General features: G+C 69.7%; 24 protein-coding genes. 8 read left to right on the top strand and 16 right to left on the bottom strand.

The window, feature by feature from the left end; translation table 11 throughout:
- Positions 1 to 655 precede the first annotated feature (655 nt).
- Complete coding sequence (locus AF1_RS03085) at positions 656 to 1222, top strand: hypothetical protein (protein WP_174548811.1); 567 nt, start codon at positions 656 to 658, stop codon at positions 1220 to 1222.
- 23 nt (positions 1223 to 1245) lie between these two features.
- On the opposite strand, the gene AF1_RS32980 is transcribed toward AF1_RS03085, so the two are convergent.
- Positions 1246 to 1419, bottom strand: a complete 174-nt coding sequence (locus AF1_RS32980; RefSeq protein ID WP_242608669.1) for a DUF397 domain-containing protein — start codon at positions 1417 to 1419, stop codon at positions 1246 to 1248.
- Positions 1420 to 1726: 307 nt separating this feature from the next.
- Entirely contained in the window at positions 1727 to 2569 is an 843-nt protein-coding gene (locus tag AF1_RS03080) for a helix-turn-helix domain-containing protein (RefSeq protein WP_067793447.1), read from the bottom strand.
- Positions 2570 to 2898: 329 nt separating this feature from the next.
- Between AF1_RS03080 and AF1_RS03075 the strand changes: the two genes are divergently transcribed.
- On the top strand, positions 2899 to 3588 hold the full coding sequence (locus tag AF1_RS03075) for a class I SAM-dependent methyltransferase (RefSeq protein ID WP_067793446.1): 690 nt from the start codon (positions 2899 to 2901) through the stop codon (positions 3586 to 3588).
- Positions 3589 to 3595: 7 nt separating this feature from the next.
- Here AF1_RS03075 and AF1_RS03070 read toward each other — a convergent pair whose 3' ends face one another.
- On the bottom strand, positions 3596 to 4615 hold the full coding sequence (locus AF1_RS03070) for a helix-turn-helix domain-containing protein (RefSeq protein ID WP_067793445.1): 1020 nt from the start codon (positions 4613 to 4615) through the stop codon (positions 3596 to 3598).
- Positions 4616 to 4995: 380 nt separating this feature from the next.
- Between AF1_RS03070 and AF1_RS03065 the strand changes: the two genes are divergently transcribed.
- On the top strand, positions 4996 to 5577 hold the full coding sequence (locus AF1_RS03065; protein WP_067793444.1) for an NlpC/P60 family protein: 582 nt from the start codon (positions 4996 to 4998) through the stop codon (positions 5575 to 5577).
- A 66-nt stretch (positions 5578 to 5643) separates the two neighbouring features.
- On the opposite strand, the gene AF1_RS32975 is transcribed toward AF1_RS03065, so the two are convergent.
- Positions 5644 to 5835 carry a hypothetical protein gene (locus tag AF1_RS32975; protein WP_084262394.1) on the bottom strand — a complete coding sequence of 64 codons (192 nt, stop codon included), beginning with the start codon at positions 5833 to 5835 and terminating at the stop codon, positions 5644 to 5646.
- Positions 5836 to 5989: 154 nt separating this feature from the next.
- Between AF1_RS32975 and AF1_RS03060 the strand changes: the two genes are divergently transcribed.
- Positions 5990 to 6514 carry a DinB family protein gene (locus AF1_RS03060; protein WP_067793443.1) on the top strand — a complete coding sequence of 175 codons (525 nt, stop codon included), beginning with the start codon at positions 5990 to 5992 and terminating at the stop codon, positions 6512 to 6514.
- Positions 6515 to 6552: 38 nt separating this feature from the next.
- Here the strand turns inward: AF1_RS03060 and AF1_RS03055 are convergent, their stop codons facing one another.
- The 3 genes from AF1_RS03055 to AF1_RS03045 all read right to left on the bottom strand — a co-directional run bounded on the left by AF1_RS03055 (position 6553) and on the right by AF1_RS03045 (position 9267).
- Complete coding sequence (locus tag AF1_RS03055) at positions 6553 to 7881, bottom strand: metal-dependent hydrolase family protein (RefSeq protein ID WP_084262393.1); 1329 nt, start codon at positions 7879 to 7881, stop codon at positions 6553 to 6555.
- Between the two features lie 146 nt (positions 7882 to 8027).
- Positions 8028 to 8513, bottom strand: coding sequence for a nuclear transport factor 2 family protein (locus AF1_RS03050; protein WP_067793442.1), 486 nt, complete (start codon positions 8511 to 8513; stop codon positions 8028 to 8030).
- Between the two features lie 91 nt (positions 8514 to 8604).
- Entirely contained in the window at positions 8605 to 9267 is a 663-nt protein-coding gene (locus AF1_RS03045; RefSeq protein WP_067793441.1) for a TetR/AcrR family transcriptional regulator, read from the bottom strand.
- A 77-nt stretch (positions 9268 to 9344) separates the two neighbouring features.
- Here AF1_RS03045 and AF1_RS03040 point away from each other — a divergent pair, with 77 nt between their 5' ends.
- Positions 9345 to 9752, top strand: coding sequence for a RidA family protein (locus AF1_RS03040; protein ID WP_067793440.1), 408 nt, complete (start codon positions 9345 to 9347; stop codon positions 9750 to 9752).
- 74 nt (positions 9753 to 9826) lie between these two features.
- On the opposite strand, the gene fahA is transcribed toward AF1_RS03040, so the two are convergent.
- The 7 genes from fahA to AF1_RS03005 form a co-directional block, all read right to left on the bottom strand.
- Positions 9827 to 10999: a fumarylacetoacetase gene (gene fahA, locus AF1_RS03035; protein WP_067793439.1), complete on the bottom strand. Its 1173-nt coding sequence runs from the start codon at positions 10997 to 10999 to the stop codon at positions 9827 to 9829.
- Positions 10996 to 11832 carry a nitrogenase component 1 family protein gene (locus tag AF1_RS03030; protein ID WP_067793473.1) on the bottom strand — a complete coding sequence of 279 codons (837 nt, stop codon included), beginning with the start codon at positions 11830 to 11832 and terminating at the stop codon, positions 10996 to 10998. The genes fahA and AF1_RS03030 overlap by 4 nt, the downstream gene beginning before the upstream one ends.
- Positions 11829 to 13034: a homogentisate 1,2-dioxygenase gene (locus tag AF1_RS03025; protein ID WP_067793438.1), complete on the bottom strand. Its 1206-nt coding sequence runs from the start codon at positions 13032 to 13034 to the stop codon at positions 11829 to 11831. Before AF1_RS03025 ends, AF1_RS03030 begins: the two co-directional genes overlap by 4 nt.
- A gap of 101 nt (positions 13035 to 13135) precedes the next feature.
- Positions 13136 to 13672: a MarR family winged helix-turn-helix transcriptional regulator gene (locus tag AF1_RS03020; protein ID WP_131732440.1), complete on the bottom strand. Its 537-nt coding sequence runs from the start codon at positions 13670 to 13672 to the stop codon at positions 13136 to 13138.
- Between the two features lie 75 nt (positions 13673 to 13747).
- Positions 13748 to 14359 (bottom strand): TetR/AcrR family transcriptional regulator, encoded by a 612-nt coding sequence (locus AF1_RS03015; RefSeq protein ID WP_067793436.1) that lies wholly within the window; start codon positions 14357 to 14359, stop codon positions 13748 to 13750.
- Positions 14360 to 14431: 72 nt separating this feature from the next.
- Positions 14432 to 14824: an ATP-binding protein gene (locus AF1_RS03010; protein WP_242608663.1), complete on the bottom strand. Its 393-nt coding sequence runs from the start codon at positions 14822 to 14824 to the stop codon at positions 14432 to 14434.
- 193 nt (positions 14825 to 15017) lie between these two features.
- A complete protein-coding gene (locus AF1_RS03005; RefSeq protein WP_067793435.1) occupies positions 15018 to 16262 on the bottom strand; it encodes a coiled-coil domain-containing protein in 1245 nt (414 codons plus the stop codon).
- Positions 16263 to 16470: 208 nt separating this feature from the next.
- Between AF1_RS03005 and AF1_RS03000 the strand changes: the two genes are divergently transcribed.
- Together AF1_RS03000 and katG are read left to right on the top strand one after the other, a co-directional pair.
- A complete protein-coding gene (locus AF1_RS03000) occupies positions 16471 to 16863 on the top strand; it encodes a Fur family transcriptional regulator (protein WP_067793471.1) in 393 nt (130 codons plus the stop codon).
- Between the two features lie 30 nt (positions 16864 to 16893).
- Entirely contained in the window at positions 16894 to 19113 is a 2220-nt protein-coding gene (gene katG, locus AF1_RS02995; protein WP_067793434.1) for a catalase/peroxidase HPI, read from the top strand.
- Between the two features lie 48 nt (positions 19114 to 19161).
- Here the strand turns inward: katG and AF1_RS02990 are convergent, their stop codons facing one another.
- Together AF1_RS02990 and AF1_RS02985 are read right to left on the bottom strand one after the other, a co-directional pair.
- Complete coding sequence (locus AF1_RS02990) at positions 19162 to 19581, bottom strand: Fur family transcriptional regulator (RefSeq protein WP_067793433.1); 420 nt, start codon at positions 19579 to 19581, stop codon at positions 19162 to 19164.
- Positions 19582 to 19998: 417 nt separating this feature from the next.
- Positions 19999 to 20718 (bottom strand): methyltransferase domain-containing protein, encoded by a 720-nt coding sequence (locus AF1_RS02985; protein ID WP_067793432.1) that lies wholly within the window; start codon positions 20716 to 20718, stop codon positions 19999 to 20001.
- A gap of 104 nt (positions 20719 to 20822) precedes the next feature.
- Here AF1_RS02985 and AF1_RS02980 point away from each other — a divergent pair, with 104 nt between their 5' ends.
- Positions 20823 to 22040 (top strand): serine hydrolase domain-containing protein, encoded by a 1218-nt coding sequence (locus AF1_RS02980; RefSeq protein ID WP_242608662.1) that lies wholly within the window; start codon positions 20823 to 20825, stop codon positions 22038 to 22040.
- Positions 22041 to 22108: the final 68 nt, after the last annotated feature.

Genomic DNA, 22108 nt, shown 5'->3' with positions numbered 1-22108 from the left:
GACTTGGAGGACGACCCACAGGAAACTCCCACACTGGGTAACCCCCGCTGAGGCCGCCGATCAGCCCCCCGGCTCGGACGGCGGCTCCTGCCCAGGGTGGGGGCGGCGGTTATGGCGGTCACCAGCCCGCCGCCCTAACCGCCGCACAGACGAAGGCGCGGAGGTCTCGCGGGTCGGTCGGGGTCCGCGACCCCTCCGCGCCTTCCCCCATGCCCGGCGCCCGGTGGTCCCTCGAAGCCCGCCACTGTGGGCGCGATAATAGAAAAGTATCCAGACAGGTAGCTAACAGCAAGTGTCGTTCTGCCAGGTGGCAGATCGCTGGATGGCCATCCGTGTCAAGCTGCTCACCAGCAACTTTGTGAGGAAGCGAACGGCATTGCAGGCAGGTTGCTCACTAGCTCTGCGCCCTATAGCTATGTGACATATGTCAGTTTGCTTCCCGCCGACATCCAGGTGGCTATCGAAAGGCGCTCGTAGATGCGACCCTGAAACCAAGCCAGCTGGGCCGTGCCCAAGAGACGCAGGGCCCAATCGGGGCGAGGGCGCCATGTCGATCATTCCAGCACCGCCGGACGAGTCGGAACCGTCCGTCCGCCTGCTCTTCCGACTACTGCTCGCGGTCGACATCCAGGGGTACAGCGCCCGGTCGCCGCGCATGCAGTTGCAGGCCCAGCTGGATCTGCTGGAGGCCCTGGAGACCGCCGCCAAGGAGGCCGGGCTTGACAGGGGCACATGGCTTCAGCAGGTCAGCGGCGACGGGGAGTTGGCGGTGCTGCCGGTGGACGCCGACATCGTCACCGTCATCGGTGTGTTCGCACCCGCCCTCGAACGTGTGCTCGCCGAGATGAACCGTAGGGACGCCCGTGATCCGCGGTTACGCGCACGGCTCGCCTTCCACCACGGCGCGGTGATCATGGGGCGACCGGTATCGCTCGGGCCGGCCGGGGACGCGCCGGTGGTCGTGAGTCGTCTCCTCGACGCCCGTCCGCTCCGCCGTTACCTGACCGTCCGTCCCAGGCGTAACGTCGCCCTGATCGTCTCCGCCCAGGTTTACCGCGAGGTGGTGTGCAGTGGATTCTGTGCGCTGGTGCCGGCGCATTTCCGGTCGATACGGACGACGATCAAAGGGATCTCATACCACGGGTACATCTACGATCCTGATCGTGAAGGGGGCAAGCGAAACGACGGGGAGAACGCTCTGCTGACCGATGAAGAGACTTGACACCCGGCCGGGTGAGAAACAAATTAACCTAGGCTGTGAAGAGCGTTGAGCAGGTGGGTCCAATCGTCCTGAGTGATCGCTATGACCGGGCCAGGTCGATTCCTTGAATCACGAATGTAGACCATCTCGCCATACTGTCCGATTTCGACGCAATTAGCTCCTTGCGTGTTGGAGTGAGTGCTTCTCCGCCATCGCACGTCCGCAGGTGTTATGCGCGGCAACTCATGTCTCCTTTCGCCTGTGCGCGGGCCATTTCCGGTCGCGATGATCACGCTGGGAATGGCGCCTTCCGGTCGGGAATGCGCTCGGTCGTCGGAGACTCTCCGGCGGCATCACCGGAGACGCACCGTCTCACCGGGCGGCAGCGCTGGGCATGAGATCATGCTCGTTCGGTCAGACGACAGTGTAAACCGCAAGCGGTGACGGGGCCATATACGGCAGAGCGTCGGCAAGACGCCCACCCAGGGATTCGCGGCCCTTTTCGGACGCCGCTAAACGCTTGATTCAGTCGGAAAGAAGGCGCTCCGCCAGCCGGTTGAGGAGCACCGCAGATCCTTCCGGATGCAGCGACACTCTCCGTAGCTCCTCGAAGTCCTCGCGGTATGACACGACCGCGTCCGGACGGTCGCGAGTTACCCTCATGGACTGAGGGTTCTCCAGGTACAGGACATCCTCGTCCTCTGGAGCCGAGAACTCCAGGATGGTGAAGGATCCGTTCAGCCCGGGATTGACGCCGGCGCTAAATGGAACGATCTCAATGGTGATGTTCGGCAGATTGGCGAGGTCGATCAGGCGGCGCAGTTGGTGCCGCATCGCCTGCGGGCCGCCGATCATTCTCCGGACAACGGACTCGTCCAGGACGAAGAACAACTGTGGCGGTTCGTCGCGTTCCAGAATCTCCTGCCGGCGCATGCGGAGTTCCACGAGCATCTCCACGTTCCCCGCTCGGTCCGGTTCGATGAGCCGACCGATGTATTCGCGCGCGTACTCCGAGGTCTGGAGAAGACCGGGAATCACCAGGTTCTCGTACTGGCGGATGATCCCGGCTCCTGACTCGTAACCGATGAGATCGTAGTACTGCTGCGAAATGATCTTGCGGTATCCGCTCCACCAGGTGCGCTGGCGCGCCTGCCGGGCGAGTTCCACGAGCTCGGCGGTCCGTGCGTCGGATACCGCGTAGAGGGAGAGCAGGGCCTTGAGGTCGGTGGTGGAGACGCCGACCGATCCGGACTCGATTCTGATGACCTTCGACAGCGACCAGTCGAGATTCTCGGCGACCTGTTCCTGGGTGAGGGCGGCCTCGTCGCGGGCTTTGCGGAGTTCCACGCGCAGGCGTCGCTGCCGCACCGTAGGACTGCTCGCCGCAGGCACCGGCCACTCCTCCTATCGTCTCGTTCAGAATACTGCCATGGGCTGTAAGCCATATTGCAATTTGCGAACTAGCTTACAGCCATACTCAGACTGCCAGGCGGCTGTCATCGCCGATGGCCTCATGGGGTCAAAATATCGGCAAGGGCTGTCGCTTCGAGTCACTGTGTGGTATAGACGCTGCCGCTGAACCCTCTGGGACCTGCACGACTGCTTCACGTCCGCACTACCGGCCGTTCTGGCTGATCTGACCGAGACTGGACATCCCCCTGACAGGGTGAGTTGATCGTTCTGGCACGATCAAGGGCATGTATGAGCGTTTCGCCCACGAGTATGCGATTCACGCCGAGGACAGCCCCTACAACGCCTTCTACGACCGTCCGGCCGTGCTCGGTCTCGCCGGCGACGTGTCCGGCCTGGCGGTGTTCGACGCCGCCTGCGGGCCCGGCCTGTACGCCGCGGAACTGCTGAACCGCGGCGCACGCGTCACCGGCTGCGATGTGAGCCCGACCTTCGTCGAACTGGCGCTGGCGCGCACCGAGGGCCGCGCGGACCTGCGCGTTCACGACCTGTCCGAGCCCCTGACCTGGATCCCCGGCGGCTCGTGCGACCTGGTCGTCCTCGCCCTGGCCCTGCACTACTTCGACGACCGCGTGGCACTTCTCTCCGAACTCCGCCGGATCCTGACTCCGCGCGGCGCCCTCGTCCTTTCCACCGAGCACCCGACCATGGGCTGGGTCCGGCTGGGCGGCTCGTACTTCAGGGAAGAAGCGGTGGAGGAATCGCTGAGCCCCGAACGGGATTGGCCGATCCGTGCCTGGCGCCGTCCGCTGACCTCGATCTGCGCCGAATTCCGCGAGGCCGGTTTCCTCATCGAGGAACTGCTGGAGCCCCGTCCCGTCCCCGAAATGGCCGAGCGCTACCCGGAGGACCACGCCCACCTGGAGGTCCTCCCGGCCTTCATCGCCTTCCGGCTGATCCCCGCTCCCCGCCCATAGCCGCCTTTCAGCCGACTTGGTCGTCGCGGAGGTTGTACGGGCGGCAGCCGTGGTGCCCGCTGTCCGGCCCCAGCCCGTCACGGCGGATCAGATGATCGGTGCCGTAACCGCGCCGCTGCTGGTAGGCCCAGTAAGCGGTGCGGGACGGGCTCGTCCACCTCTCGAAGATCAGCACTTCGCGGACATCGGCGCTGCCGCTCGCCTTGATGACGAGATCACCCGGCCGCAACGCGGACTGCTGGATGTGCCGGCAGTAGGACGCCTCCAGCAGGGCGGAGTTGGGACCGGGCTTCGGCAGGCCCAGCACCATGGACGCGTAACCCGACCCGTCGGTGCGATAGCCCTGATAGTTGGCCGTCTGGTCGTAGGCCACGCGCTCCGGGCCGTGCGGATGCCACGCCAGCGTCCGCGCCATGGCCTCCTGCCGGGTGATCACCTTGACCCGCGGCCGAGCCGACGCGGCCGGCCGCCCCCCGTCGTCCCCGGACACCGGCGTACTGTGCAGGGCCGCCCCGAGCGCCACACCCAGACTCCCGGCGGCGGCCGTGCACCCCACAACGGAAACGGCGAACAACAATCGCCGCCGCCCCACGCCAGCCGAGGGCCTGTCCGGAGAGTCGGTGTCCTGTAAGGGGTCCGTGCCGTTCGGAGACGTGGTGTCCGCCGCGGCCTCGGCGCCGGGGGCGGGTTCGGCGTCTTGCGCGGACGCGGTACCGGGTGAGTCCGCCGCGTCGCGTGCGGGGGCGGGCGAGGGCCGTCTCGACCGGTCGGCTATTTCCCAGAGGATCTCCAGGCGGTGCCGGTCGGCGCCGCACAGGGTGGCGAAGGAGCGGACGGCGTCCACGGGAATCCAGGTTTCGCCGCTGAGCCAGCGTCCCCAGGAGGAACGGCTCGCGTGCGTCTTGCGCGCGAGGGCCCGGAGGTCGTATCCGGACTCCTCTTTCATTCCGCGCAGTTCGGTGAGCAGGACGCGGGCCGCCTCCGGCAGGTCGTCCGGCAGCGGAGTCGGTGGTCGGCTTCGGCTCATTCGCGATTCTCCCGCAGGTCATATCGCCGGTGAGGAAGTCGCCCGGCCCTTGTGCGCTCTGGAACCCGGCCGGCGCCGGCCCATTATGCCCCGTCCCACAGTTGCCGCAACGGGATACCAGATGATCACTCATTGTTCGCCATCGGGTACCGAAAGTGATCAACGAGGATCGTTCAATTGTGTCCCGTTGTCCCATCCGCGCGCGGCGTGAGACGGAGTTATCGCAGGTCAGCGCTGTCCCATGGCCGGCTTGTCCCAACTTTCCGGCGATGTTGGCGAATGCGGCAACACGGTCCCTAGGGTTTGCCGAGTCGATCGACATCCCCCCGCTCGGCGCCCCGGAAGGGCGCAATTTCCCAGCCATTCAAGGAGGAATATCAATGCCTTCCCCCCGGACCCTTCTCATCGGCGTCAGTTCCCTGGCGCTGGCCGGCGGCACCGCCTTCGGCCTCGCCGGGGTGTCCACGTCGGCCGCGCCGGCCGCGCCCGCCCAGGGCATCCAGTTGCAGGCGGCGGACGGGCAGGCCGCGGTGGCCGCCGTCCCGAAGGTCACCCGCGACCAGGTCATCGCCCGCGCCAGGACCTGGCACCCGCACACCAGCAAGCGGGTGCCCTACAGCCAGTCGAGGACCTACGGCGGCTACCGCACCGACTGCTCGGGCTACGCGTCCATGGCGCTGGCGCTGCCGAAGCCCGGCCCGAACACGGTCGGCCTGGCGTCGTCCTCGTACACCACGCGCATCGCGATGTCCCAGCTCAAGAAGGGCGACCTGGTCATCGACGCGATCGGGAGCAACACCACCCGGCACGTCGTCATCTTCGAGAGGTGGACCAGCAGCAAGCACACCGCCTACTGGGCGTACGAGCAGCGCGGCGGTTACGGCACCGACTACCGCACCCGGACGTACGGCCTTTCCAGCGGCAGCCAGTACAAGGCGTACCGCCCGAAGAACATCAAGTGAGCTGACCGCCCCCCGCGAAACGCCCGGCCGGTGCCCCCGGCCGGGCGTTCTCACTTCTCCGGCGGATCAGGAGGCCTCCACGATCCGCCACCGGCCCACGTCGCGATGGTCGGAGTCATGGATGGCCGACTCGTCGCCGGGCCGCAACTCGTAATGCCGGACGTTCCCGGCCCAGTACCGCAGAATCCGCCCCAGTTCCTTCGCCGCGTCCGCGGCCACGGCCCCGTCGCTCATATCGACCTCAAGTACGAACTTCACGCTCTCACCTCCATCTCTCAATCGTTTCATTGAAGTACCTTGGCAAAGTTGGCCGACCATATGACCTGGTCACCTTCATCAGTGGCCCACAAACCCTCAAACGAGCCTGAATAATGGTGGGCCACTGCGTGGCCACGCGATTACTGTTCGGCGGATGGTTGATTCATCGCCCGCGGACGAGCCGCCGGACACGCTGACCGACACCCGTGAACTGTTGCTCGGCTACCTCGACTACTACCGGGCCGCGCTGCTGCGGAAGCTCGACGGCCTGCCGGACGACGACCTGCGCACGAGCCGCCTCCCGTCCGGCTGGACGCCGCTCGCCCTCCTCAAGCACCTGGCCTTCGTGGAGCGGCGCTGGTTCCGCTGGGGCTTCGCCGCCGAGCAGGTGGACGACGTCTGGGGCGACCGAGCCCCGGAGACCCAGCGCCTGCATGTCGGCCGGGACGAGTCCGCGGAGCAGATCAGACGGCTCTTCCTGGACGAATGCGAACGGTCAAGGAAGATCGTCGCCGGTGCCGGGCTCCAGGACCGGGCGCGCAGCGGCGGCGGGTTCAATCCGCCCGAGCACCAACCGGCGCTGGTCTGGATCCTGTTCCACGTGTTGCAGGAGTACGCCCGCCATGTCGGCCAGCTCGACATCGTCCGGGAACTCGCCGACGGCGTCACGGGGGAGTAGCCGGGCGCGGCCGGTGGAGGCGGCCCGGCGGCGGACGGTCAGGGCAGGGTGTTCTTGTAGATACGGCCGTCCTTGATGATGACCTTCAGGTTGGTGGCCGGATCACCCAGGAGTCCCAGGTCACGGGTGGGGTCGCCGGCGACCAGGAGCAGGTCGGCCCACGCTCCCTCGGCGATGACGCCGAGGTGGGCCACGTGGGGTCCGGCTCCGTATGCGGCCACGTCGGCGGCGGTCGGGTTCTGGTAGGGGTCGCGAAGCCCGGCCTCGCGGAACAGGGCGGCGTTGCCGGATGTGGCGACCTTCAAGCCCTTCTCGGGGCCGCCGGCCAGTCCGGCCAGGCGGGTGAGCATCTCGCTCTGCTTCGCGCTCCCGGCGGGGTTCAGCATCAGGTCGGTGCCGAAGGCGAGCCGCACGCCGTGGTCCAGCGCCCAGCCGAAAACGCGCTCCACCCCCGTGCACACCTGCCGGTTCTTCTCGGCCGACGACGGGCTGGGGTAGCGGTGGTCGCTCTCGGCGAACGGCTGGGTGCACAGCCAGACGTCGTGGTCGGCCATCAACCTGAGGTCGTCCTCCCCGGCCAGATGACCGTGCTCGATCACCCGGACCCCCGCGTCGACCGCCCGGCGGATGGCGGCGCCGGTGTAGACGTGGACCGCCACATAGGTGCCCCAGTCGGCCGCGGCCCCCACCCCGGCGCGCAACTCGTCCGCGGTGTACTGCAGGACGTCCAGGTGGTCATAGGCGGACGCGACACCGCCACCTGCCATCATCTTGATCTGCGAAGCGCCCTTCTTCAGCTGCTCGCGCACCCCCGCCAGCACCTGGGCCGTACCGTCGGCGATCCGCATCAGCCCCAGTCGCTCGGCGCGCGTCGCGGTCCCGCCGAGGACGGTCGGCACGTCGTACACCATGCCGAAGTCCCCGTGCCCGCCGGTTTGGGACAGGCCCGCCTGGCTGGGATAGATCCGCGGGCCGGGCAGCGCGCCCGCGTCGATCAACCGCTTGAGGTCGCCGGTGTCGCCGGCCATGTCGCGGACGGTCGTGAACCCGCGCATCAGCATCGCCTCGGCCTCGGCCGCCGCTCTCAGGTACCCGATGCCCGCGCCGCCGAACGTCAGTTCGCTCTGCGTGGCGCCGGCCAGGATGAGGTGCACGTGGGCGTCGCTGAGCCCGGGGATGAGCGTCGCCCCGCGCCCGTCGATGACCGCGGCCTCCGGGGCGCTCGCGGGCGGGTCCCCGTCCCCCACCGTCTTGATCTTGGTGCCTTCGGTCACCACGTGGCCGGTCCGGATCCGGTCGCTCATCCCATCGAAGATCCGCACGTCGCGGAGCACGATCGTGGTGGGGTGCCGCTGCTGCCTCATCATCGCCTCGTGCCCACCCGCCGCCCACCGAGCGGACGACCGCCAAGGGTTTGCGAAGGTTTGCAGACCACGTGAAGTCGCCGGAGAACCGGCGGAGCCGGCCGCACCGGAACTTCGCATTCATGGGCCGGGACTCCGGTCCCGGCCCGCTACTGGTCGACGCGGCAGTCCGCGGTGAGCGGGCGGGTGATCGACCAGTAGCGGCGGAAGTGGCATTTCGACATCTTCCAGCGGCCGTCCTCGATGACGTATTCGTCGTCGTACTCGCCGGTGGTCACGGTCTCGGTGTTGTCGAGCAGGTTGACCTGGCGGAACTTCAACGTCCAGCGGCCGGACGCGCTGGTCTCGCCGTGGACGGTGATGTCCGGGTGCATCGCGTGGTGCATGTCGAGGATGGCGTTCTTGCCATCGATCCGCTGGAGGGCGATCCTCGCGAAGACCTCGGCGATGCCGTCCGCGTCGTCGAAGGCGCCGAGGCGGCCGTAGTCGATCGAGGCGCCCGAGGCGATGAAGCACGCCCGGAACTCCCGCGGGTCCTTGGCGTCGCAGGCGCGCAGGTAGCGGTGCTTGAGGGCCTTGATCTCCTCGATGGCCTCCAGCCGGGCGATGCGCTCGGCGATGTCCGGACTCGGCATGGTCGCCGACTCTCGTTCATGGGGGACGGCCCGTCCAGCGGCGTCCCGCTGAACGGGACGATCACCAGGCTGGGGGCGCCCTAACGGCTGTTCAAACGCACCCTCGCTGCGTTCCTGCCCGGTCTTCTGGTTCTTCGCCGGACGGGGTCGGCTGTTTCCAGCCCTGCTCGACGGAGGCGCGGCATCTGCCGGGCAGGTCTCCCTGGCTGATGAACAGCGCGGTCAGCATGGGGGCGGCATGGTCGAGCGTCTGGCGGGGCAGGGGACCGTTGGTGACCAGGGAGACCAGCCCGTGGCCGATGGCCCAGCTCTGGATCGCCAGTTCCAGCGGGTCGAGGCCGGGGCGGAAACGCCCGGCGTCCCTGGCCCGCCGCGCTGCCCGGACGAGGTATTCGAGGGTGGCGTCCGCGGCTTTGAGGTCTTCGAGGTCGAAGGTCGCGTCGAACATGACCCGGTACAGGTCGGGGTGGTCCAGGGCGTTGCCGAGGTAGGCGGCGACCAGGGCGGACAGATCCCGCACCGGGTCCGCGGACATCGCCAGCGCCGCGAACCTGGCCGCCAGGCGGGTGAATCCCTCCTGCCGCAGGGCCTGCCACATGCCGTCCATGCCGCCGAAGTGGGTATAGACGGCCATCGTCGACACGCCGGTGCCGGCCACCAGCGAGCGCAGGGTGATGGGCTCGCGGGTGCGGAGCATGTGGGCGGCCCGCTCGATGAGCAGGGTGCGGACCGCGGGATCCTTCGTCCTCGCCATGGCGTCAGAATACATGGCATAGCAATGCTATGGTTTGGGAAGCCCGGCCTCACGGGCTCTAACGGAAGGAAGTCAGCATGGCCATCACCTTGGTGAACCCCGATGGACTGCCGAAGGTCGATCTTTACCGGCAGGTGTCGGTCGCCACCGGATCGAAGCTCGTGTTCATGGCAGGCCAGGTCGCCCGCGACGCCGACGGCGGCAAGGTCGGCGAAGGCGACTTCGCCGCTCAGGTTGAGCAGTGCTACCTCAACGTCGGCACCGCCCTGGCCGAGGCCGGCGCGTCCTTCGACGACGTGGTGAAACTGACCGTCTACATCGTCGACTGGACCCCCGACAAGATGCCTTTGTTCGCGGAGGGGGTCGCCCGCGCCGCTGCGAAGCTCGGTGTCACCCCGGTCGCGCCGCTCACCGGCATCGGCGTCGCCGCGCTGGCCGAGCCCGACCTCCTGGTCGAGATCGAGGCCACCGCGGTCATCGACTGAACGCGGAGACCGAGGGCGGGGTCACGCGGGAGCCGTTGCCGTGCTCCGGCACGACCCCGGCCCGGATCCGCGGTTCAGCGGGCCGTGGACGGGAGGATGCGGCCGGTCACCTCGCCGAAGCCGATACGGCCGCCGGAGGGGCCGGGAGCGGTGGCGGTGATGCTCACCTCGTCGCCGTCCTCCAGGAAGGTGCGGGGTTCGCCGTTGACCGTGACCGGCTCCTTGCCGCCCCAGGTCAGCTCGATGAAGGCGCCGCGCTGGTCCTTGGCCGGGCCCGACACCGTGCCGGAGGCGAACAGGTCGCCGGTGCGGGACGAGGCGCCGTTCACCGTCATGTGCGCGAGCATCTGCGCCGGTGACCAGTACATCTCGCGGTAGGGCGGACGGGAGACGACCCGGCCGTTCCAGGAGACCTCAAGGGAGAGGTCCAATCCCCAGGGATTCTTCTCGCGCAGGTACGGGAGTGGCTCCGGGTCCTGGGGCGGGGTCGCCACGCGGGCCGCTTCCAAGGCGAGGAGGGGGACGACCCAGTGGGAGACGGACGTCGCGAAGCTCTTCCCCAGGAACGGGCCAAGCGGCACGTACTCCCAGGCTTGGATGTCTCGTGCCGACCAGTCGTTGACGAGGACGACACCGAAGACGCGTTCGGAGAAGTCGTCCGTGCTCACGGGAGTGCCGAGCGGTGAGCCGGTGCCGACGACGAAGCCGACCTCGGCCTCGATGTCCAGGCGGCGGCTCTCGCCGAAGGTGGGGGCGTCCTCGCCCTTGCGCTGGCCGGAGGGACGGACGATGCCGGTGCCCGACGGGACCACCGTGCCGGCGCGGCCGTGGTAGCCGACCGGAAGGTGCTTCCAGTTCGGCATCAGCGGGTCGGCGCCGGGCCGGAAGAGGCGGCCGAGGTTGGACGCGTGGTGTTCGGACGCGTAGAAGTCCACGTAGTCGGCGACCTCGAACGGCATGTGCAGGGTGACCGCGTCCAGTGGGTGGACGGCCTCGTCCGGGACGTCGCCCGAGACCAGGCCGAGGATTCGTTCCCGGACCTCCACCCAGCGGTCGTGGCCCTGCGCCATGAAGGGGTTCAGGGACGGCGCGGCGAAGACGTCGTCGCCGAGGCCGAGGGCCAGGTCGACGACGACGCCGGCGACGCGGACGCCCACGCGGGGCGCGGTGCCGGGGGTCGAGAACACGCCGTAGGGGAGGTTGGCGAGCCCGAAGAGGGAGCCGTCGGGGATCGCGATGCGGGTCATCGGGGGGTCTCCTGGAGTGCGGACGCGAGCAGGCCGAGGTCCGCGAGTTCGTTCAGGGGGTCGGTGATGCTGCACGTCCCGAAGGACAGGAAACGGCCGCGTGCGGCGCTCGTGCGGGTCTCGCCGAGCGAGGAGACGCGGGACGCGACGGACGCGGCGTCGCGGTCGGCCAGGATCGCCGCCAGTTCCGCCGGGGGACGGCCGCGCAGGGCCGCGTCGGTCGCGAGCAGCAGGTTCAGGAAGCCGTGCTGGTGGAAGCCGGTCTCCGGGTCGGTGTTGCGGACGGGGTGGTGCAGCCCCGCCGTCGCCTTGAACGGGACGCCGGCGTCCACGACGGCCTTGACCGCGGAGGCCAGTTCGTCCGGGCTCGGGTAGAGATGCGCCTTCACTCCGCCGGTGCGGAACTTCGCGCGGTGGCCGCCGGCCCGGACCGCGTCGATCATCGCGGGACGCCGCTCGTCGCGCGGGATCTCGACGTACACGGGCACATCGACCCGGCCGAGCAGGCGGAAGAACTCCTCCGGCCCCATGCCGGGCGGGACGGCGACCTCCAGGCCGCGCACCCGGACGGCCAGACCGGCGGCCGTGACCAGGGACTTGGCGGCCTGGCACGGCCCGCCCGGCGCGGTGATCGACAGGTCGAGCGGCTCGTCGCCGAGCAGCGGGTCCAACTCCTCCAGCGCGGTCGCCGGCAGGACGAGGGGGCCGACGAGATCGGCGTAGGGGGCGGCGCGGTGCGCGCGGTGGGCCGGGACGGCGGCGGCGAGCGGTGCCAGACCCGGCGGGAACACGGCGGCGTCGTCGCACAGGCCGCGGGCGAACGCGGGGATCATCGCCGCCCCGCCCACGTCCAGGCGTACGCCTCGTCCTCGCAGGCCAGCCCGCCCTCGCCGAGTTCGAGCGGGCGGAACGTGTCGACCATGACGGCCAGTTCGTCGAAGAACTCGACGCCGACGCTGCGCTCGTAGGCGCCGGGCTGCGGGCCGTGCGCGAGCCCGCCGGGATGCACGGAGACCGAGCCCTGGCCGATGCCGGAGCCCCTGCGCGCCTCGTAGTTCCCGCCGCAGTAGAACATGATCTCGTCGGAGTCGACGTTCGAGTGGTAGTAGGGCACCGGGATCGACAGCGGGTGGTAGTCGACCTTCCGCGGCACGAAGTTGCACACGACGAAGCCCGGCCCCTCGAACACCTGGTGGACGGGCGGCGGCTGGTGGACGCGGCCGGTGATCGGCTCGAAGTCGTGGACGCTGAACGTGAACGGGTACAGGCAGCCGTCCCAGCCGACCACGTCGAACGGGTGCCGCGCGTACGTCAGGCGCGTGCCGACGATGCCGCGCGAGGTGCGGTGCTTGACCAGGACCTCGACGTCGGTCTCGTCCGACAGGAGGGGGTCGCCGGGGCCGTGCAGGTCGCGTTCGCAGTACGGGGCGTGCTCCAGGAACTGGCCGTAGCGCGACAGGTAGCGCTTCGGCGGCGCGACGTGGCCGGTCGCCTCGATCGCGTAGGCGCGCAGGGGCTGGTCGCCGGTCGGCAGCCAGCGGTGCGTGGTGGACGTCGGGATGACGACGTAGTCGCCCTGCTCGGCGTCCAGCGTGCCGAAGACGGTCTCGACCGTGGCCGTGCCCGACTCGATGTAGACGATCTCGTCGCCGGTCGCGTTGCGGTACAGCGGCGAGCCGGCGGCGGAGACGACGTACGACAGCCGGACGTCGCCGTTGCCGAGGATCACCCGGCGTCCGGTGACGGCGTCGGTGTCGGCCCACGTCTCCTTGGGGAACAGTTCGTGCAGCTTCAGGTGACGCGGCTTGAGGGGGTGGTTGGGGGTCGTCGTCACGTCCGGGACGTCCCAGGCCCGGGAGTCCACGATCGCGGACGGGATCTCCCGGTGGTACAGGAGGGACGAGTCGGAGGAGAAGCCCTCCTCGCCCATCAGTTCCTCGAAGTAGAGCCGCTCCTCGCCGTCCCCGTGGCCGATGTGACGATGCTGGGTGTGGCGCTTCGGCGGCACGTGGCCGACCCGGCGGTAGTGGGCCATGGTCCATCGCCTCCGATGATTAACGCATTAACTATTTTCTGCCGACACTACGACGCTTCTGCCGCCCAGGGAAGGGCCTGACCCGGTCACCGCGGCGCGGGTCAGCTCCGTTCCCGCACGTCGAAGCGGTCGCGTCCGGCGATGAGCTTGTCCAGCAGCATGATCAGCATCTGCTGCTCGGTCTCGGTCAGCGCGCCCGCCCACTGCCGCTCGCGCTCGTGCTGCCCGGCGAAGATCTCCAGCATTGCCCTGTGCCCCCGCTCGGTCAGCGACAAGATCACCGACCGGCCGTCGCGCTCGCCCGGGGTGCGGACCATCATCCCGTCCGCGATCAGCGTCTTGGCCAGGTTGGACACCGCGGCGCGGCTCATCCCGGCCAGCGTGGCGGCGCGTCCCGGCTCCAGCGGCCCGGCGAGCCAGGTCACGAACAGCAGCCGGAAGCCCGCCCAGGAGTGCCCGCGCGGCCGGTGCACGGTCGACTCCAGGTCGTAGGTGACGATCGCCGAGGCCCGGTTCAGCGTCAGCAGCAGCCGGGTCGCGAGCCGGTCCGGGAAGCCGAACTCCTCGGCCAGCCGCCGCCCCGCGAGGTCGACGAACGACCAGAAATCGGGATCGTCCCGGTCACCGTCCGCGCTCATCGTCCGCACCTCGAATCCGATTCATGGTTTGACCATTTAACCCGGTCGGGGCGGGAGTTCTGCCGTGAGCACGCCTCAGCGGAACTCGCGGGCGACCTCCGTGAGCGCCTCCGCGACGATCTCGGCCATCGGGCGGGCGGGCCGCTCGTCGATCCAGCTCTGGGACGCGACGCGCAGCGCGGTGACGAACGCGCCCGCGATGACGCGGGGCCGCAGGACGGTGGACGGGAGCCCCTCCCGGGCGGCGATCAGCCCGGCGAGGACGCGTTCGGACTCGGCGTCGTGCGCGAGCTGCCAGGCCAGCACGGACGGATGGCTGCGGGCGAGCCGGACCTGCGCCACCCACCGCGGGTCCAGGTCGCCGAACTGCTCGTGGACGATGTCGAAGGACGCGCGCAGCGCCGTCCAGGACGATTCGTCGTGCGGCCGGCCCTCGAACGTCTCCAGCAGGGAGCGCATCCGCTGCTCGCCGCCGTAGAGGAGCGCCTCCTCCTTGCCGCCGAAGTAGTTGGAGAACGTGCGGCGGGAGACGCCCGCGGCGTCCGCGATGGCCTCGACGGTGACCTCGCCCAGGCCGTGTTCGGCGGTGAGGCGCATCGCGGCCTCGTGCAGGGCACGGCGCGTCGCCTCTTTCTTGCGCTCGCGCAGCCCGCCCTGGTGTTCGCGCAGCCCAGCACTGCCCTTCATGGTGAGTTCAGCCTATCCGGCTGGAAAGATTTCAATCCTGGGCGCGCCATCCCGCGGCGTCGCCGCGGCCCCTTACCGTCCGGGGGTCACGGTGAACCAGAGGCGGGTGCGGCCGGGGGACTGCTCGAATCCCCATGCGTCGGCCAGCGTGTCGATGACGGTGAGGCCGCGGCCGTGGTCGAGGCGGGGGAGGCCGTCGGAGCCGCCGTGGGCGGGGCCGCCGTCGGTGACCTCGACGTGCAGCCGCCGGCCTTTGGCCGAGACGGTCACCGTGATGAGCCCGGATCCGTGCAGGACGGCGTTCGCGACGCCCTCGGCCGTCATCAGCTCGATGTCGTCGAGGAGCCGCTCGTCCGCGACGACCTTGGCGGCCCGCTCGCGGACGAGCCGGCGGGCCCGCCGGCCACCGTCGCCGTCGCCGGTGAAACCGAATGGTTCACCCAGCCGTTCCATTTCCACGGTCACTGCATCACCACTTGAATTCGGAAGCGCACCGCAATCATTCACCTGCGCTGAGTAATGGGCAATGCGATGCGTGCATTGATCTTGGCCTTTCCGGGACAGCGGTGCCGGAAGATGCCACCGAGGCATATAAAACGGGTGTTTTTCCGGCTCACCGCGAGGACCAGCGGAGACGGCCCCCGCGCCGATGAATCCCCTACGCCTCGAAGGAGACGTCCGTGGCCTCTTCGACGGGCTCGTCCGGGACGGCGCGCCGGGTCGCCTGGTGGACGCGGACGGCCAGCAGCGCGCGGGCGAACCGGGCGGCCAGCTCACCGTCCATGAAGTCGGGCATCTGCTCGACACCGATCAGCCCGCCGGGCTGGGTGATCACCGAGCCGGTCTCGCCGACCCGGATCCCGCGGCGGCCCTCGCCGAGGTCCTCGACGGACGGCAGGTCCAGCGCCGAGCGGACGGTGTCCTGCAGGGCGCGGACGGTGGCGGCGTCCCGGTTGATGCGGACCTCGGCGTCGTCCGCGCGCTGCTCGGCCCGGTCGGCGCGCGTCATCGCGGCGAGGATGCGGTCCTCCGCGGAGTCGGCGAGCTGCTCGGCGCGCTTGGCGCGTTCGATGTACTCCTCGGCCCTGGCCGCGGCGGCGTTCCGCTCCACGGTCAGCCCCGCGACCTCGCCCTGGACGACGCTCAGCTCGGCCCGCAGCCGCCGCTCGGCCTCGGCGGCGTCATCCAGCCGGGACCGGGCCTCCGCCAGCTCGGACTTCACGTCCGCGAGATCGGAGCGGGCGGCGGCCAGCGCGCTCTGCTCGGCGGACAGCCGCACCGCGAGGTCGTCGCGTTCCCGCTCGGCGTCGTTGCGGGCCTGGTGCTCGGTGCCCCAGGCCATCTCGGCGCGCTTGCGGAGCCCTTCGGCGTGGGCGGCCTCGTTCGCGGCCGTGGCACGGGCCTGCTGGTGGGCGCCGGCCTCCTTCCACGCGTTGGCCTCGCTCTCCTGCGCCGCGGCGACGCTCGCCTTCGCGGTGGCGAGCCCCTTCTCCAGCTCTTCGCGCGCCTTGGCCGCCTCCTGCCGGGCCGCCTCGGCGCGGGTCTCGGCCTCCTCGGCCCGCGCGTCCGCCTCGGTGGACCGCTCCCGCGCACCGCGCGCCTCGGCCAATGCCTGCTCGGCGCTGTCCAGGGCGCCGCGGACCTCGCCGTCCAGCCGGTCGCCCAGCGTCGCGGCGAGCGTGGCGAGCTGCGTCACCAGCCCGGTGAGGCGCTCGACGTCCTGCCCGAACGCGCGCACCGGGGCGGGATCGGCCGCGGGGACCGGGTTGCGCTTTCCGGCCGGTTCGGCGGGGTCGTCCTCGCTCGCCGGGCCGGCGAGCGGCTCGTCGAGCGGCCCGTCGTCCGCCGGGAGCGGGGGCGCGGTCAGCACGCCGTCGTCCAGGACCTTCTGATCTTCGCGCACGGGAGCATCCTAGTGAAACGCCCCAATTTGCACCTCCTTCCTGCGAAAGGAGGTCTTTCACCGGAGTCGGGGTCACGCACCGGCAGGACGCGTCGCCCGCCGGGACGGGCCTCGTCGCCCGGCTCAGACTTGGGACTCTCTTTATCTTGACTGATTCAAGAAAATGGGCGACTCTGTCTGCGTGGCGACGCCCATGGAGTTCCGGGAGATGCTGCGCGGGGCCGCTTTGCGGGTGACCCGTCCGCGGGTCGCGGTGCTGAGCGCGGTGCACGCGCATCCGCACGCGGACACGGACTCGATCATCCGGGCCGTGCGCGGGCACCTGCCGAAGGTGTCCCACCAGGCCGTGTACGACTCGCTGCGCGTGCTGGCGGCGGCGGGTCTGGTGCGGCGCATCCAGCCGTCCGGGTCCGTGGCCCGCTACGAGTCCCGGACCGGAGACAACCACCACCACGTCGTGTGCCGGTCGTGCGGCGTCATCGCCGACGTCGACTGCGCCACCGGCGAAGCCCCCTGCCTGACCGCGTCCGACGATCGAGGCTTCTCGATCGACGAGGCCGAGGTCGTCTACTGGGGCCTGTGCCCCGGCTGTTCCACCTGATCCATCCCTGCTTCGTCCTGGAAGGAAGCCATGGCTGAGAACAACGTCTACGAGACGAACGACGAAAGCGCCGGAGGCTGCCCGGTCGTGCACACGCGCGCCCCGCACCCCACCCAGGGCGGCGGCAACCGCGGCTGGTGGCCGAACCAGCTCAACCTGAAGGTCCTCGCCCAGAACCCGCCCGCGGCCAACCCCTACGGCGAGGGCTTCGACTACGCCGAGGCGTTCGAGAGCCTCGACCTGGCCGCCGTGAAGCGCGACATCGCCGAGCTGCTCACCGACTCGCAGGACTGGTGGCCGGCGGACTTCGGCAACTACGGCCCGCTCATGGTCCGGATGGCGTGGCACAGCGCCGGCACCTACCGCGTCCACGACGGCCGCGGCGGGGCCGGCAGCGGCCAGCAGCGCTTCGCGCCGCTCAACAGCTGGCCGGACAACGTCCTCCTCGACCGGGCCCGCCGGCTGCTGTGGCCGGTCAAGAAGAAGTACGGCAAGAGCCTCTCGTGGGCCGACCTGTACATCCTCGCCGGCAACGTCGCCCTGGAGTCGATGGGCTTCAAGACGTTCGGGTTCGGCGGCGGACGCGAGGACGTCTACACCCCCGACGAGAACGTCTACTGGGGCCCCGAGACCGCCTGGCTCGCCGACGAGCGCTACACCGGGGACCGGGAGCTGGAGAACCCGCTCGCCGCGGTGCAGATGGGCCTCATCTACGTCAACCCGGAGGGGCCGAACGGCAACCCGGACCCGATCGCCGCGGCCCGCGACATCCGCGAGACGTTCCGCCGGATGGCGATGAACGACGAGGAGACCGTCGCGCTGATCGCCGGCGGCCACACCTTCGGCAAGACGCACGGCGCGGACCCGGACGTCAACGTCGGGCCGGAGCCGGAGGCCGCGCCGCTGGAGCAGATGGGCCTCGGCTGGAAGGGCACCCACGGCACCGGCAAGGGCGACGACGCGATGGGCAGCGGCCTGGAGGGCATCTGGACCAACACGCCCACCACGTGGGACAACAACTTCTGGGAGATCCTGTTCGGGTACGAGTGGGAGCTGTTCAAGAGCCCCGCGGGCGCCTGGCAGTGGCGGCCCAAGGACGGCGCCGGCGCCGACACCGTCCCGATGGCGCACGACCCGTCGCGCCGGACCCACCCGACGATGCTGACGACGGACCTGTCGCTGCGGTTCGACCCGATCTACGAGCCGATCTCGCGGCGGTTCAAGGACAACCCCGGCGAGTTCGCGGACGCCTTCGCCCGCGCGTGGTTCAAGCTGACCCACCGCGACATGGGGCCGATCGCCCGCTACCTCGGCCCGGAGGTCCCGGCCGAGACGCTGGTGTGGCAGGACCCCGTCCCGCCCGTGGACCACGAGCTCGTCGACGCCCGGGACGTCGCCGACCTCAAGCAGCGGATCCTGGCCACCGGCCTGTCGGTGCGGCAGTTGGTCTCCACCGCGTGGGCGTCGGCCGCGTCGTTCCGCAGCAGCGACAAGCGCGGCGGCGCCAACGGGGCCCGCATCCGCCTGGAGCCGCAGAGCGGGTGGGAGGTCAACGAGCCCGACGAGCTGGCGCAGGTGCTGCGGGCGCTAGAGAGTGTCCAGGAGGTGTTCAACGCCGCCCAGACCGGCGGCAAGAAGATCTCGCTCGCCGACCTCATCGTCCTCGGCGGCTGCGCGGCGGTCGAGAAGGCCGCCAGGGACGCGGGCCATGACATCGAGGTGCCGTTCACGCCGGGACGCACCGACGCCTCGCAGGAGCAGACCGACGTGGAGTCGTTCGCGGCGATGGAGCCGACGCACGACGGGTTCCGCAACTACGTCGGCAAGGGCAACCGGCTGCCGGCCGAGTTCCTCCTCGTCGACCGGGCGCAACTGCTCAACCTGAGCACGCCCGAGATGACGGTGCTCGTCGGCGGCCTGCGGGCCCTCGGCGTGAACTACCAGAGGACCAGGCTGGGGATGTTCACCGACAGGCCCGGGACGCTGACCAACGACTTCTTCGTGAACCTGCTCGACATGGGCACCGTGTGGGAGCCGACGTCCGAGGACGCGGAGACCTTCGAGGGCCGCGACGCCTCCGGCGCCGTCAAGTGGACCGGCAGCCGCGTCGACCTGGTGTTCGGCGCGAACTCCGAGCTGCGCGCGGTCGCGGAGGTCTACGGGGCCGACGACGCGCAGGAGAAGTTCGTCGGCGACTTCGTCGCGGCGTGGGACAAGGTGATGAACCTGGACCGCTTCGAACTCGCGTGACCGCTCCGTCCGGGCCGGCTCACTCCGGGCCGGCCCGGACGCCGTCCCTCACGGACGGCACTGCGGGCACAGCCCCCAGAACGTGACCTCGGCCTCATCGACCAGGTAACCGGCCTCGTCCACCGGCTCCAGGCAGGGCGCGTGCCCCACGACGCAGTCGACGTCCTTCATCGCACCGCACTTGCGGCACACCAGATGATGGTGGTTGTCGCCGACACGTCCCTCGAACCGCGCCGGACTGTCGCCCGGTTCGATACGCCGCACGAGCCCCGCCGCCGTGAGCGCGTGCAACGCCTCGTACACCGCCTGAAGCGAGATGTGACCCACCCGATCGCGCACCCCGTTGGCGATCGCCTCGACCTCAAGATGGTCACCGTGCCGGACGGTCTCCAGCAGAGCGACGCGGGCGGCCGTCACCCGCAGCCCGACACCGCGCAACTCCTCGGCGGTGCTCTGCGACGCGGTCATGACCCCCACCCCTAAGCGCGCATGATTACGGCAACGAATAATAAAAGTGTAGTCGAGCCGTCCCATCTGCCCGCTTCCCCGGCACCCGGATTCACCGGGCCGGACGATGGATCAAGCCACCCGCCCTCCGCTCCTCCGCGCCGCCGCCCACGACCAGCAGGGGAGGCAGCCCTGCCCTCTGCGGGGGTGCTCGGCGGGGTGGGGGACGCGGTCGCCGCGCGGCCGTCTCTTTTCCACCAGAAACGTGGCGCCACTTGAGGAACAAGGGCCGAAGGTCCCGTCCCATTACGGGCATATCTCACACCGGTCCGGGACGCCGCGCGGGACCGATCGGATCGGCCGGGGAGCCGAGCCACACGGCCTCCGCCCCCGACGTGACGGTGAGCCCGAAGCGCTCGCGACCGGGACTGCCACGCCCTACCCACCAGAAGTAGGCCGCGACGGCTTCCTCCCACAGATTCCGGTCCCCTGCCGCAGTTCATGAGCGGACGCGAACCCAGGAGCGTACGGCGTCACGATGACCCCACCCGGCCGCGTCTGCCGCACCCACGCGTAGGGGACGTGCGACACCCCGCACGTGGCGTGGACGCGATCGAAGAACCCTTCCCGTTCCTCCGCGCCATCACCCACGACCAGCCGGGGAGACAGCCCCGCGGTCTTCAGGTTCTCCGCGGCCCGCGCCGATACCTGCGGATCGATCTCCACGCTGGTCACGTTCTCCGCGCCGACCATCCGGGAGAGCAGGGCGGCCGTCCACCCGGTTCCGGTGCCGACGTCCAGCACCCGGTGCCCCGCCTCGATGTCGAGCAACTCCAGCAGGGACACCACGGTGCTCGGCGCCGAACAAGAGGAGGTGAAGCGCCCGTCCCCGGCGGCGACATCGGTCTGCCCGTCATCGACCTGCGTAATGATCGCGTCGTCCCCGTAAGCCAGATCAAGCCAGCGCTCGGGAGAGGTATTCCTGTCCACCCGATCGCCTTCCCCGGTCCACGCGACCGGCGGGACGAAGACGTGCCGGGGGACGTCATACAACGCCGCCTTGACCCGCCCCTGGGTCAACCACCCGGCAGCGGACAAGCGTGCGACCAGCGCGTCCAGGCGCCGTATGACGTCCTCCATCGTGGCTATTTCCCTCACTTGCCGTCCTTGTCCGGTCCTCGGCAGGTCGGTGTCCACCCGGATTACTCTCCCTTCTCGTTTTGAAGACATATTGCTACCAGATGCTCACCTAGAGTGACGGTATGTTGATCAGGAAAGCGCTCATGGGTGGTCCGGCGGCCTGGGGTGCCGCCTTCGCGGTCGTGGTTCTCGCCGCCGGGGTGAACATCGCCGGAGGCACGGCGACGGCCGCGCAACGGGCGCGCGAGGCCGGTGGCGACAGGGCGGGGAAGGCCCTCCAAGGCGTCCTGGACGAGGCCGTACGGCAGGGCGCTCCGGGGGCGCTCGCCCAATCGCGCACGCCTCGCCGCGTCCTGAACCTGTCCAGCGGAGTCGCCGACCTCACGACCCGGCGGCCACCACGGGCGGACATGAGATTCCGGGTCGGCAGCATCACCAAGACGTTCGTGTCGACCGTGATCCTCCAGCTCGTCGCCGAGCGGCGGCTGCGCCTCGACGACACCGTCGATCAGGTGATCCCCGGTGTCGTCCAGGGCAACGGGTACCGGGGCGACAAGATCACGGTGCGCATGCTGCTCAACCACACCAGCGGGATCGCCGACTACACGCGCAACCCCCGCATCGAGGAGATCGCCGTAACAGACCCACGGCACGACTTCACGCTGCGGGAACTGGCCGAGGCGGGCCTGGAGTACCCGCCCGACTTTCCGCCCGGCACCTCCTGGCGGTACTCCGACACCGACTACGCGCTGCTCGGTATGATCATCGAAAGCGTCACCGGCCGGACGTACGTGCACGAGATCACGAAGCGGATCATCCGGCCGCTCCACCTGCGCGGCACCTACTTTCCCGGCACGAACCCGCGGATCCGCGGCCCGCACCTGAGCGCGTACACACCGGCGAACGGCGACCCGGCGCGGCTTAAGGACACCACCGAGGTCAACACCACCTTCGCCCGCGCCTCAGGCGACATGATCTCCACGGCCGGCGATCTCAACCGGTTCGACTCCGCCTTGCTGGCCGGACGGTTGCTGCCCGGACGGCTGCTGCGCGCGATGCTCCGTCCCGTCCCGGGGTCGCAGCCCTATCCCGGCAGCGACATGTTCCGCTACGGCCTCGGGACGGTCATCGCCACACCGCCCTGCGGCGTGAAGGTGTACGGCAACGGCGGAACCCTGGACGGCTGGGAGACCTGGACGGGCGGCACGCGCGACGGACGGCACACGATGTCGTTCGTCTTCACCACCGACGCCGTCAACCAGGTCCAGCTCACCGCCCAGGCCGTGACCGCCGAGTACTGCCCCCACCGCCCGCCCCCTCGGTCGCCGCAAACTCCGTAGCCGCGATGACCAGGTGAACGTCTCCGCTGGACGATTGGAAGTGGTCGCAGCCGCGGGCGGGATCGCTG

Origin of the sequence: Actinomadura formosensis NBRC 14204, assembly GCF_001552155.1 — a bacterium.
GTDB classification, from domain to species: Bacteria; Actinomycetota; Actinomycetes; order Streptosporangiales; family Streptosporangiaceae; genus Spirillospora; species Spirillospora formosensis.
The sequence above is the reverse complement of the archived record's forward strand: the minus strand, read 5'-3'. Positions and strand labels throughout refer to the sequence as shown.